Here is a 12,865-nt window from a genome sequence, read left to right as displayed (position 1 = left end):
TCAACAAGGATACATAAAGATGCAAGCTACTCACCTTATTGGAGCACATGTTAGCGCAGCTGGAGGCATAGCCAATGCCCCCCTTAACGCAGCAGCCATTGGCGCAAATGCTTTTGCCCTATTCACCAAGAACCAACGTCGATGGCAAGCAGCCCCATTAGATCCTAAGCAGGTAGCACTATTTCAGCAGCACTGCGTCGAAGCTGACATTGCATTTGAGGCGATTTTGCCCCATGACAGCTACCTCATAAATCTTGGCCACCCCGATCCTGAGTTACTCAATAAGTCACGAGAAGCCTTTTATGATGAAATGCAGCGCTGTGAACAGATAGGATTAAAGCTACTCAATTTTCATCCGGGTAGCCATCTTCGAAAAATGCCTATCGATGACTGCTTAACCAATATTAGCGAGTCGATTAATTTAGCCTTGGAACGTACATCTAATGTCACTGCAGTAATCGAAAATACCGCAGGTCAGGGCTCAAACCTTGGCCACAGCTTCGAGCAACTAGCACAGATTATCGATGGAGTTGAGGATAAAACTAGAGTTGGTATCTGTATCGATACCTGCCACCTATTTGCTGCAGGCTACGATATTCGAACTAAAGCCACCTGCGAGCAGACTTTTGAACTATTCGATAAAATTGTCGGCAACCGATACCTAAAGGCCATGCATCTGAATGACAGCAAGACGCCGCTCAACAGTCGGGTCGACCGTCACGAGTCTTTAGGTCAAGGTGAAATCGGCCAAGAGGCATTTGCCAGCTTAATGAAGTTAGATGCCGTAAAGGGGATCCCGCTAATTTTAGAGACGGTACGAGCAGAGATCTGGCAAGAGGAGATTAATTGGTTACGCTACCTTGCAAAACAGTAAGGCAGCGCTGAAGGACTAGATCAAACACTTATAGATCACAGCGACCACTTTTGTTGGCTCACCCAAGTCAGATTGCAACCATACGATATGAGTGCCTTTAAGCTCCTCACCCTGCTTAATGGCACTTAATCTGGCATCGGCTAGCGCATTATCGCCACGACCAAAGCCCGTCACCATCGCAAAGCTATCGCAATGTGTCACCTCAAAGTCATAGGCCTCGTTAATTCGGTGGTACAGCTCAAAATCTTCTGTTGCACAGCCACTTAATAGGCTTACTAGTAGAACACCCATGACAAAACGTAACACAATGACTCCCGCCTTTTAAAATCTGCGGCGCAAGATATAAAAATTCCTAGCAAAGAATTGTGACACAGATCGCACAGCACTAGGTTTAGGCTGCACATTTAGTATCAAATGTTAAAAAATACAATCAAGTGTCAAGCACATGAAAACCAACAACAAGAACAAGTGTACATTTAAATGAATACACACATTTAACCAACAAAAAAAAGGAAGCATTAACAGCTTCCTTGTTTAGGTAATGGCTATCTTTTGTCGTAACTATTGTCGTAATTTTAGTCGGCTAACAACTTAAAAAGATGTTGTTTTAGTAAACCAAAATCTGCTGGTAACTCAGCCGATAAAATTTGCTTTGGCACAACTCGGGCTAAAGGTTCTGGCAGAGTAAGCTCTATTTTAAGAATATCTTCCACCACCTCATTAAACTTTGCAGGGTGCGCCGTTGCCAAGAAGATACCTTTCTCATCTGCAGACATGGTTTGTTTTAGTGCCAATGCCGCAATCGCAGCATGGGGCTCAGACAAATATCCGGCACTGTTCAAGGCTTTTACCGACTCAGCAGTATCAGTCTCAGAGACGCCTAAACCTATGATATCTGCCAATGACCAGCCCATCGCCTCTACAATTGCCTCTACACGTGGCCAATTGCTCGGCTCAGCTACATCCATAGCATTAGATATGGTGGCGACTGTTGCTTCAGGTTGCCAGTCACCGCTGCCTAGATAGCGAGGCACAGTATCATTACTGTTTGTTGCAGCCACAAAACGTTTTACTGGTAGTCCCATCGCCTTAGCAAATAGACCCGCCGTTAGGTTGCCGAAATTGCCACTAGGAACTGCAATGACAGGCTCACTTTCATTGTGTTGTTTAAATTGAGCAACTGCCTCGAAGTAGTAACAGATCTGAGCCAATAGGCGGCTAATGTTGATTGAGTTTGCAGAGTTAAGGTGCAAGCCATCTCGAATATCCAGATCTTCAAAAGATTGCTTCACTAAGCTTTGGCACGCATCAAAATCAGACTCTACCGCTACCGTGTGAATATTCTCCCCTAACGTGGTGAACATCTTTTCCTGGAGCACACTGATCTTCCCCCTAGGGTATAAGACAACCACATTGATATTGTCTAAGCCATAGAAGGCATCAGCCACCGCCGCCCCGGTATCACCAGAGGTAGCGGTCAAGATGTTAATCTTCTCCGTCTTTGCCAACTCATTTAAACACTGCGCCATAAAGCGTGCGCCAAAATCCTTAAAGGCAAGGGTTGGCCCGTGAAATAGCTCAAGACTATAGAGATTGCTATCGGCTTTCACTAAAGGAAGCTCGAAGTTAAAGGCACGTTCCACTAATCTATCGACGGTATCTTGGCCAAGCTCCGATGCTAACCAAGCACCGATGACTTTTTTACTTCTTTCAACAAATGGCAATGCCAATAAGCTTTCCACATCTTGCAACTCTGGGATGACTTTCGGGAAAAATAAGCCTCTGTCTTTTCCAAGGCCTAGCTTGACCGCTTGGGTAAAACTCACCACCTGTGATGGGTGTTTTAGGTTATACAGCTCCATGACGACTTCCTTAAATTCTGTTATTAGGTCTAGTTAAGACGTTTAATCGACTCGACGAGTCCCTTGATTATCAATTCTGCATATATGAGAGAAGCCTTTACCGGGCTCAACATAGTTCGCATCTAGCCATTGCTGCGCTTGTTTGGCCACATCGAGATCATCGGTAATACTAAACAGCGTCGGTCCGCTGCCAGAGATCCCTGTGGTTAACATGCCCAATTCGGCTAAAGCAGACTTTGCCTTTTGATAATTGGGAATTTCCGGCGCGCGATAAGGCTCGGCCAATACATCCTTCAATACTGAAATCGCTAGCTCAGCATCTTGCTTATATGAAGCATGCACAAACGCACTGAGATAACGGCCAAAATCAATCGTGGTCTGCTTATCAAACTCGCTTGGCATCAACTGACGCATTCTAGAAGTCGATAGCGAGATCCCTGGATAGGCCACCACCCAATACCATTGTTTAAAGTCAGGGATCGCTTCACAAACTGTTTTAGGAGTATCTAGCATCAGCTGCATACCACCTAAGTAACAAGGCGCGACATTGTCATAATGGATTGAACCACTGATCTTGCCTTCAAACTCACCCATTAAACGCAGTAAATCTTGCTCAGAGAAAGGTTTATCGAAGAAGTCGTTCAGGGCCGCTAAAGCCGCAACCACTGAACTCGCGCTAGAACCTAGCCCACTGCCTACAGGTAAGTTCTTCTCTAGGGTCAACTTAAGGCCTACATCTTTATCTAAATGACTTAAGAAAAACTCTGCACATTGATAAACAATATTGTCTCGCTCATCTTGCGGCAGCTTGCCTGCCCAGTGGCCAGCAAGAACGAGTGAAAGCCCCTGCTCGGCAGATTCAACTTTGACGGTATCGCCCAGTAGGCTGCCATCTATTGGTGCCAAAGCGGCACCAAGCAGATCGAAACCGACTCCGACATTGCCCATAGATGCTGGAGCATAAATGGTTACGCTCATACGCCCACCTCACGAGTCCAATTTAAAGTACGTAATATATCGGCAAATGCACCAGCAGCTGTCACATCGGTACCGGCGCCATAACCTCTAAGCACAAATGGAATTGGCTGGTAGTAACGACTATAGAAAGCTAGGGCGTTCTCGCCGCCTTTAACACTGTATAGCGGATCGCTTGCATCGACTTCGGCTATTCTCACTTTACAACCCTCGTCATCGATCTGACCGACATAACGCAATACCTTGCCTTGTGCCTTAGCCGCTTCAATTCGCTGAGCTACGCTTGAGTCTACCGCTGGAAGATTTGCCATAAACTGCTCAACATCACCACAGGCATCGAATGATTCTGGTAGCACAGATTCGACATAGATATCACTCAGCTCAAGTTCCATCCCCACCTCTCTAGCAAGGATCAGCACCTTACGCGCAACATCCATACCACTTAAATCATCACGAGGATCAGGCTCTGTGAAACACTTCTCTCTGGCGATTGATGTTGCTTGTGAAAGCGTCATGCCTTCATCTAGCATCCCGAAGATATAAGACAGACTTCCTGATAAAATACCGTTGAAACGCAGCAGTTTGTCTCCGGCAAACAGTAACTTCTTTAAGTTGTCGATAACCGGCAATCCAGCGCCAACCGTGGTTTCATACAGGAACTGACGACGCTGCTTAAGCGCTGTTCTACGCAGTTCTTGGTAATAAGCCATATCTCGAGTATTGGCCTTCTTATTTGGCGTCACTACGTGCAGACCTGCATTCATCACATCAAGATACTTATTTGAAACCAATTCACTCGAAGTGCAGTCTACCAGCACAGGGTTGAGTAATTGCTGCTCCTTTGCCCATACGAGCATGGCATCAAGATCGGCAATTTGTTCACTATCGGCCAATACGCCCTGCCAGTTGCCTAAGTCGATGCCTTGAGGGTCTAGCAACATCTTTTTAGAGTTAACGATGCCGCAGACACGAATAGCAATATGCTGCTCCTTTAACATGCTACGTTGCAGCTTTATCTGCTCAAGCAAACCTGCGCCCACGTTGCCGCAACCGACAAGGAATACATCTAAGTAGTGCTGCACATCGAAGAAAGATTGATGACAGGCTGCGATAGCATGCTTAGTTTTTCGCTGCTCTACAACCGCAGAGATTGAACGTTCTGAAGAGCCCTGAGCAATCGCCACGATATTAACGGTTGCTTGAGCAAGCGCTTGGAAGAACTTAGCCGCCACACCTTTATGGGTGCGCATGCCATCACCAATTAAGGAGACAATTGCTAAGTTATGACGCATCTCTATCGGCTCTAAAATCTCACTTTTAAGCTCAAGCTCAAATTCTTGCTCTAAAGCGAACTTGGCCTTAATGGCATCTTCAGTGGCAACACAGAAGCTGATGCTATATTCAGAGGAACTCTGGGTGATCAAAGACACCGAAACCCCTGAGCGAGAAATGGCTCCCAGTGTGCGGCTCGCCATACCCACCATACCCTTCATACCCGGACCTGAGACATCGAACATAGTTTGATCGTCTAGGTTAGAAATGGCTTTTACATTAAGCCCTGTTTCATCGGGCTTATCAGATACTAGAGTACCCACGGCCTCAGGATTAAAAGTGTTACGGATATAACAAGGGATCTGATACTGCGCGATAGGTGCCACTGTCTTAGGGTGCAAAACTTTCGCCCCAAAATATGAAACCTCCATCGCCTCTTGATAACTGAGTTGTGACAGCAGTTTCGCATCGGCAACCACTCTTGGGTCAGTATTATAGATACCGTCAACATCGGTCCAGATCTCACAACAACTGGCGCCAATACAAGCCGATAATACCGCAGCTGAATAATCGGATCCGTTACGTCCAAGTGTTACAACATTGCCTTGGGAATCACCGGCAGTAAAGCCTGGCATCACCCAAACTGTTACCGCAGACAGATCCACAGCGTTAAAACGAAGTTTACTGGCTTCAATATCGACGGCAGATTCAAGACGAGGTCCATAGCCGAGCAGTAAAGACTCAGGCACTAATAGGTCGGCACTATGGTTAAAGGATTTCATCACCTCGACCATTAACGCAGACGACAGCTTCTCACCGCCAACCAAGATCTGCGCTTCGACACTTTCAGGGCACTCGCCAAGTAAGCTCATCCCCTGCAATTTACTCTGCCAAAAACTCAGCTGTAACTTAAGCTTCTCCGCTAGAACTGCGTTTTGCTCAGGGTTTAAGCTCTCAGCAGCTGCGCCATATAAATCGTTAAAGACCTTTTCAACCTTAGCAAGAACGGCGTGATAATCACCGGCATTGATGGCAACCTCAACCATCTCAATCAGGCCATTTGTTACCGTCGCTGGCGCGGACAAAACCACTGCTGTCGGTTCAGAACTTGCTGAGCGATTAACAATCTCCGCTGCGCCTTTAAAACGCTGCCAATTAGCAAGCGAGGTACCACCAAACTTCATAACTTTCATCGTAAACTCCTTTTACCGCGCCACCTTAAGAAACAAAAAAGCCCGCTCCTTTAGGGGGAGCGGGCTTGATATTTCACTTATATCAGGTTGTGCTTAGCCCGCCCCCACGTTGGTAATCGTGGTGGTTGTAATAATGGTGATCATTAAAACGTGGCTAAACATAAAAATTTGTCGTTATCCAAATGGAATAATTCGTGTACTAACAGAATTGCCTTTTTCACCTGCGAGTGTCAAGCCCTAAATGTAAGTTTATTGTAATTAACAAGCTTACAGTCTAAAACTCAAGACAAAGTGCTCATAAATACCTATTTGTAATCAATCATCTCACCATAAACAGGTGAGAAATCAGCTTACGCTTACGTAAACTAAAACCTATAAAATCTGTAACAAACTGATATTTAATAGATAAAATCCATGGCGAGAGCAATAAATAAGCGACTATATGGCAATAGCATTAGCTCAAATCAAAACAGCCATCTAGCCGATATTATCAACAGATAAGCTCAAAAAAATAGTCAATTCTAGCTTAATAAAATAGGCAAATTAATTTGCTACTAACCAATAAAAACTATATTTCAAGGGCAAAACTTGTTCGACTCTGCGGTATTTACCGAAATTAAAGATGTGGCTTAGGTAGCAGAAGTACATTCACTCTATCGCAAATCCCTTTAAAGCAGGCTAGAATGCGCGCAAATTTCCGATTGGAGCCAATATGAAAATCACCGAAAAATGTGCTGTTAGCATCCATTACCGATTATCAGATGCGAAAGGTCAGCTTGTAGAAAGTTCTTTTGAAGGCGAGCCAATGATCTATCTGCATGGTGCAGAAAACATGATCCCTGGTTTAGAAGCTGCGCTTGAAGGCAAAGCACAAGGTGACATCCTTGATGTAACTGTTGATGCAGAGCAAGGCTACGGCCCATATCATGATGGTCTTCGCCAAGAAGTGCCAATCTCTGCATTTGGCGATATCGAAGATATCGTTCCAGGCATGCGCTTTATTGCAGAAACTGAAATGGGCCAGCGCCCAGTTCAAGTTACTGAGGTTAAAGATGATGTTGTCGTTGTTGACGGTAACCACCCTCTTGCAGGCCAATCTCTAGCCTTCAACGTTGAAGTACTTGAAGTACGCGCAGCAACTGAAGAAGAGATCGCTCACGGTCATATCCACGCTCATGGCGGCGGATGTGGTAGCCATGGCCACTCTCATGAAGGCGGCTGTTGTGGCGGCGGACACGATCACGGACAAGAAGGCGGTTGCTGTGGTGGTGAACACGATCACGGACACGAAGGCGGTTGCTGTAGTGACGATGAAACAAAAGAAGCTAAAGAAGGCTGTGACGGTAACGGCGGCTGTGGCTGCAGACACTAAATTCTGCTAGTTCTTTAGAATGAATTTAAGCCCGTTTCACCGATTAATGTGAAGCGGGCTTTTTTTTGGTCTACACTGCAGCCGTTAGCTATCAATGCTAATGACTAGAAGTTTACAACGGATCTAAGCCAGATTTTTGCAAAGGAACTGCAAATGTTATCTAAACCTGTATACGAAGCCCTGCCCTACACATATTTAGCTCTCGGTAGCATAAGTGTCATGATGCTTGAGCAAACCTATGCCCAAGCGTTCTCAATTCTATTATTTCTCATGGGCAGTAGAGTCTATGCATTACGCTCCCAAAACCGCCGTACTGACTCGAAAAGGCGCAGAAAAGAAGGTAGATTACCTGCATTTATCTACGAGCACACGCCGTATTTATATGTGTTAACAGCTTTACTGCTGTTGAAGCTCGATTCTAAACTGGCTCCCGTGCTTAGCATCATCTTGTTTAGCTATGCTCTGTATATCTTTGCTCGGCGCTCTATGAACCGCAAGCACACAACCGTCACTTCACAACTGCTAAATGATATCGCCAACACCAATACACGATATTGAGCATAAGTAACCTAAAGCAGAGCTGTTAATCTTTATAATATTAACAGCTTAACGTTTTCTCTTTGCTGCAAACTCATGTGTTTTAGATAATTGGAGCAGCGAGTAATGGTTGCGATACTTATCTGATACTCTTGAGCAATTTGCCGCTGACTCATCTCACCTTGCAATAGTGTTTGAAAAACTTTTAATCTACCAGCAACAGCACTGCGCTCTTCTTCAGTAAGCAATAGCTCAAATAATACGATTAAATTCTGCAGCTCTTGCTGCAATAAGACTTTCTCTAACACTGAATCCCACTCTGCGCGCATGCAATCTCCTAATTTAAGCTCTTCACGTACTAGTGCGTCATTACAATGGATTGTAGCAAAACCGCCACCTTAATACACTTTTGATAAATCATTAGTACTTACTAAATAACACTCATTTGTAACTAAGAGTAACGATCGTAAAAAACGATTAGTGTCAGCAGGATAAAACTCTATACAATGGCAAAAGCAAGATCACATAACACAATAAAAACGTGAGAATCACCATGAAAAAAATTGCAAAGATGAGCCTTATAGCACTAGCAGCAACTGCAACGTTCGCAACAAGTGTTTACGCAAATAATTTTAAAGAAGCTGAAGATGCTGTCCATTACCGTCAATCTGCTTTTAGCATGATTGCTTATAACTTTGGTGACATGGGCGCCATGTTAAAAGGTAAGAAAGAATACAATGCTGAAGTATTTGCTATGCGTGCAGAAAATGTGGCTGCGCTGTCAAAGCTTCCTCTTGAAGGCTTTATTGCTGGTTCTGATAAAGGTGATACTGAAGCCTTGGCAAAAATCTGGAGCGACAAAGCTGACTTCGATAACAAGATGAAAACTTTCCAAGACAATGCAGCCATTTTAGCGACTGTTGCTAGCAAAGGGGATAAGAAAGAGATTAAGAAAGCCTTTGGTAATACAGGTAAGAGCTGTAAAGGCTGCCATGACGTTTACAAGAAAGACTAATTCTGACTTGTCAGTTTTTTAAATTAAAAAAGCCTGTTAAACAACAGGCTTTTTTATTGGCTAACCAAATATACTTAGTTTATAAACGGTGCTGAGCCCTAGAGCATATCAATCACTGGCCACATCAAATAGTTCACCACTATGACGCCAATAATCAAGGCTAATACTAGCGCTCTCAAAATTGATACAAATGCGAGTTCATCGCTCTTGTCATCTAGCTGCATCGATTCAGGTAACTTCTTATAGCCGCTAAACATCGCACCTAAAATCTTATCCCCTTTCAACATATGAACCCCAACGGCAAGCACATGCACTGCGGCGAGGAGTAAAATAAGATCGAAGTTCTTTTTATGCAGCCAAGTTAACCAACTTGCTGTATCTGAGCTAACGAGAGAATAAAGAGGACCTTCAGTAAAAATCTCATCGGTTGCAAATAAACCCGTTGTGAGCTGAACACAAACAAGTGCGATGAGTGTGACCACCATATAGCCCCCTACAGGGTTATGGCCGAGAGATGACGAGATCCCCTCACGTCGAGTTTTACCAAGATAGTTGATGACGCTTTTTGGTGAGCGAACAAAGTGACTAAATCGAGCTGTTTCACTTCCTATAATCCCCCAAATAAGCCTCACGACAATGAGTATCATCAACATGTAGGCTAAGATCTGATGCCACTCCATCTCTCCAGCATCAGCAGTCCACCACAATCCACCAAGCAAACACAGCATACCCCAATGAAAAACCCGTGTCGGGAGATCCCATACCTTCACTTTGACTACATTTCGTTCCATGTTCGGCTACTCTCGAAAATAAATTTATCTCAAGTCAGCATTATAAAGGGGGATTAAAGAGAGTGCTATCGGGTTATTTACACACATTTTTTTGTAAGAAGTGCTAAATAAGGGGGGACTTATCCAATCCAATATGACCTGCTTTTTACCTGTTTTCAAGGAAATTTGGCCATTTATTGGCTATATTTGTCTAAGTGATCAAATAAAAGCCGAACAGTCTAAAAGAGCCCTTAAAACGTGATTTAGATCACGACTTTCCTACCTGAGATTGGTAGTCTGAACTCAAGGAAACAACAAAAGGTTCGATATATGATAAAGATTACTAGCAAGCATTTCGAAGTTACTGAATCTATCCGCGAACGTATTGAAGCCAGATTAGAAAAGTTAGCCAGACACGATGTGCAGCTAATTAATCCACACGTTATTATTCTACAGGAGAAGCAAGGGTTTAAGATTGAAGCTTCTGTGGGCATACCAAGTGCCAAGTTATTTGCCCAGGCGAAACACGACGACCTTTACGCAGCAATTAATGCAATGGGACAAAAGCTGGAGAAACAGCTAAATCGCCTGACTCATAAACCAGAAAGTCAACGTCACGCAACACTTAAAATAGAAGATGATGCCATTGATGACGACTTTGATGATAACTTAGAGGAGGAATACGCAGCTTGATATCATTGTTAAAATTACACGCAAAGCGCACCCTCGGGTGCGCTTTTTTATGCAAAAAACTCAATTAGACCAAGTTTTGATTGACACTCTAGTCCCACCCCTTTAGTTTTAATTCCATGAACAAAATCCATACTGTATTTTTTACTTTCTTTTTTATGTCCCCCACCCTCGGAGGCGGAACTTTGGTGTAAAAACGAAAGTAAAAATTCCAAAGCCTCCCACATGGGAGGCTTTTTTATATCAGCAAAGATAAGCTGTATCTTCATGCTTATTGCTACGGATATTAGAAATAGATTCAGAGGCTAAGATGAGTAAACCACAACCCTTAAACCACACTCGAGAGCAGATCACTAGCCTCGATAATGAACTACTGGCCCTGCTTGCTAAGCGCCGTGAATTAAGTTTAGATGTCGCCCGCAGTAAAGAGGTTGATGTTAGGCCTATACGCGATACCATTCGAGAAAAAGAGCTGTTATCTCGCTTGGTGAAACAAGGCCGAGAACAAGGTTTAGATGCCCACTACGTTATATCTCTTTATCAAAGCATTATCGAAGACTCTGTACTTAACCAACAAGCCTATTTGCATGGCCGTGCAAACCCAGAAACTCAACAGCAACAATATTGTATCGCCTACTTAGGGGCGCGCGGCTCTTATTCATATCTTGCAGCGAGTCGTTACTGCGATAGACGCCAAGTAGAGATGCAAGATTTAGGCTGCCAAAGTTTTGATGAAATCGTTCAGGCCGTCGAATCTGGTCACGCGGATTATGGTTTCCTACCCATTGAGAACACTTCATCAGGCTCAATCAACGAGGTTTATGATGTGTTACAGCACACCAGCCTTGCCATTGTCGGTGAAACCACTATTGAAGTTGGCCATTGTTTATTAGCAAAGAGCGGCAGCAGCATTAACGATATCAAAACCGTTTACGCCCACCCACAGCCAATAAGTCAGTGCAGTCGATACCTGAGCCAACATGGTGAATTCAAACTCGAGTATTGCTCAAGCAGCGCAGAAGCGATGGAGATGGTATGCAATGCTAATGATAACAGCGTGGCTGCTATCGGCAGCGCTGAAGGTGGCGCTCTATATCAATTAGAAGCCGTTGAAAGTGGACTTGCCAATCAAAAAATCAATCAAAGCCGCTTTATTGTTGTTGCAAGAAAAGCTGTTGAAGTGCCTTCTCAGCTTCCAGCTAAGTGCACACTGATTATGGCGACAGGGCAAAAGCCTGGCGCATTGGTTGAAGCCTTACTCGTACTTAAAGCCCGAAACCTTAATATGAGCAAACTCGAGTCGCGTCCAATTCCTGGTACCCCATGGGAAGAGATGTTCTATCTCGATATTGATGCCAACTTGTCGAGTGAGCCAATGCAGGCAGCGCTGAAAGAGTTAGAAAGAACCACTCGCTTTATCAAGGTGCTTGGCTGCTACCCATGTGAAACGGTTAAACCAACTCAACTAAGTAATAGTCAATTAATGATAGAGCCTGACACTTCTAAGTCGACCACGGTTACCGCTACGCCGCCAAACAAACAGATGCGCGTGAGTAAGCAATACAAGAGTGAGTCAACTCAAGTGATTTGCGGCCAACTGAGCCTTGGTAATGGTAACTTAGGAGCTATAGCTCAAGTACAACTGCCACTCGATTTACAGCAATTTGAACAAATGGCAAAAGAGCTTAAAGAGTCTGGATTCCAGGCGGTTGTTATTCAGGGCTTGAGTCAGCAGAGTGATCTTATTAGCTCGATAGAAAAGTTTAAGCATGCCCTAGGCCAATTCAATCTAGTTTGTGTGTTAGCTATTGAGCACGAAACAGATTTAAGCATGGCAATTCAATTTGCCGATGTGGTGATGCTTGCAGGTAACTTGATGTATAACCAAGCCATACTAAGCCAACTCGGTAGCTTACTGGTCCCGGTCATTTTAGAGCGTAATGCAATGGCAAGTGTAGATGACTTGCTTAATGCCGCTGAAGAAGTTTTAAGTCAGGGCAATCAGCAGCTTATACTTTGCGAGTCAGGCGTAACCACACTTAACAATTCAGGCAAACCATCGCTAGATTTGGCCGCATTAGTTGAGTTAAAAGCCCTAAGTCACTTACCGGTTGTTGTTAACCCAAGTTATGCCATTGATACCGATCAGCTAGCAACATTTGCTAAAGCAATTAAGCAGCTTAAAGGTGATGGTGTCATGATGAACCTAAGCGCGATAGATACAGCGGCTCAGGCTCATCCAGAGGAACTCGTTAAAGCAGTATTAGGTAATTTGTACCACTAGCCAATACTCGCGATGACCTGC

13 protein-coding genes and 1 other annotated feature are annotated in these 12,865 nt (G+C 44.2%); of the genes, 6 read left to right on the top strand and 7 right to left on the bottom strand.

Going from position 1 to position 12,865, the window contains the following annotated elements:
- Positions 1-19: 19 nt before the first annotated feature.
- Positions 20-874: a deoxyribonuclease IV gene (nfo, locus tag SPEA_RS05580; protein ID WP_012154328.1), complete on the top strand. Its 855-nt coding sequence runs from the start codon at positions 20-22 to the stop codon at positions 872-874.
- 15 nt (positions 875-889) lie between these two features.
- On the opposite strand, the gene SPEA_RS05575 is transcribed toward nfo, so the two are convergent.
- The 4 genes from SPEA_RS05575 to thrA form a co-directional block, all read right to left on the bottom strand.
- Complete coding sequence (locus SPEA_RS05575) at positions 890-1,165, bottom strand: hypothetical protein (RefSeq protein ID WP_041410856.1); 276 nt, start codon at positions 1,163-1,165, stop codon at positions 890-892.
- Between the two features lie 284 nt (positions 1,166-1,449).
- Entirely contained in the window at positions 1,450-2,736 is a 1,287-nt protein-coding gene (thrC, locus tag SPEA_RS05570) for a threonine synthase (protein ID WP_012154326.1), read from the bottom strand.
- Positions 2,737-2,778: 42 nt separating this feature from the next.
- On the bottom strand, positions 2,779-3,714 hold the full coding sequence (thrB, locus tag SPEA_RS05565; RefSeq protein WP_012154325.1) for a homoserine kinase: 936 nt from the start codon (positions 3,712-3,714) through the stop codon (positions 2,779-2,781).
- Positions 3,711-6,176 (bottom strand): bifunctional aspartate kinase/homoserine dehydrogenase I, encoded by a 2,466-nt coding sequence (gene thrA / locus SPEA_RS05560; RefSeq protein WP_012154324.1) that lies wholly within the window; start codon positions 6,174-6,176, stop codon positions 3,711-3,713. Before thrA ends, thrB begins: the two co-directional genes overlap by 4 nt.
- A 712-nt stretch (positions 6,177-6,888) precedes the next feature.
- Between thrA and slyD the strand changes: the two genes are divergently transcribed.
- Positions 6,889-7,548, top strand: coding sequence for a peptidylprolyl isomerase (gene slyD, locus SPEA_RS05555; protein ID WP_012154323.1), 660 nt, complete (start codon positions 6,889-6,891; stop codon positions 7,546-7,548).
- A gap of 153 nt (positions 7,549-7,701) precedes the next feature.
- Positions 7,702-8,106, top strand: coding sequence for a hypothetical protein (locus SPEA_RS05550; RefSeq protein ID WP_012154322.1), 405 nt, complete (start codon positions 7,702-7,704; stop codon positions 8,104-8,106).
- A gap of 32 nt (positions 8,107-8,138) precedes the next feature.
- On the opposite strand, the gene trpR is transcribed toward SPEA_RS05550, so the two are convergent.
- The gene (gene trpR / locus SPEA_RS05545) at positions 8,139-8,414 is read right to left on the bottom strand and encodes a trp operon repressor (RefSeq protein ID WP_012154321.1); all 276 of its coding nucleotides are present in this window, start codon (positions 8,412-8,414) and stop codon (positions 8,139-8,141) included.
- Positions 8,415-8,656: 242 nt separating this feature from the next.
- Here trpR and SPEA_RS05540 point away from each other — a divergent pair, with 242 nt between their 5' ends.
- The gene (locus tag SPEA_RS05540) at positions 8,657-9,100 is read left to right on the top strand and encodes a c-type cytochrome (protein ID WP_398353665.1); all 444 of its coding nucleotides are present in this window, start codon (positions 8,657-8,659) and stop codon (positions 9,098-9,100) included.
- 98 nt (positions 9,101-9,198) lie between these two features.
- Here the strand turns inward: SPEA_RS05540 and SPEA_RS05535 are convergent, their stop codons facing one another.
- A complete protein-coding gene (locus SPEA_RS05535; protein WP_012154319.1) occupies positions 9,199-9,891 on the bottom strand; it encodes a cytochrome b/b6 domain-containing protein in 693 nt (230 codons plus the stop codon).
- Between the two features lie 309 nt (positions 9,892-10,200).
- Here SPEA_RS05535 and hpf point away from each other — a divergent pair, with 309 nt between their 5' ends.
- Positions 10,201-10,563: a ribosome hibernation-promoting factor, HPF/YfiA family gene (gene hpf / locus SPEA_RS05530; RefSeq protein WP_012154318.1), complete on the top strand. Its 363-nt coding sequence runs from the start codon at positions 10,201-10,203 to the stop codon at positions 10,561-10,563.
- A 47-nt stretch (positions 10,564-10,610) separates the two neighbouring features.
- Here the strand turns inward: hpf and SPEA_RS05525 are convergent, their stop codons facing one another.
- Positions 10,611-10,829 carry a hypothetical protein gene (locus SPEA_RS05525; protein WP_041410855.1) on the bottom strand — a complete coding sequence of 73 codons (219 nt, stop codon included), beginning with the start codon at positions 10,827-10,829 and terminating at the stop codon, positions 10,611-10,613.
- Positions 10,685-10,803: a sequence feature (Phe leader region), on the top strand. Its footprint overlaps the gene before it by 119 nt.
- Before the next feature lie 41 nt (positions 10,830-10,870).
- Here SPEA_RS05525 and pheA point away from each other — a divergent pair.
- Positions 10,871-12,844: a prephenate dehydratase gene (gene pheA / locus SPEA_RS05520; protein ID WP_012154317.1), complete on the top strand. Its 1,974-nt coding sequence runs from the start codon at positions 10,871-10,873 to the stop codon at positions 12,842-12,844.
- The last annotated feature ends 21 nt before the right edge of the window (positions 12,845-12,865 follow it).

Origin of the sequence: Shewanella pealeana ATCC 700345 (assembly GCF_000018285.1) — a bacterium.
Classification (GTDB): Bacteria; Pseudomonadota; Gammaproteobacteria; order Enterobacterales; family Shewanellaceae; genus Shewanella; species Shewanella pealeana.
This window is presented reverse-complemented; position numbering and strand designations above follow the sequence as displayed.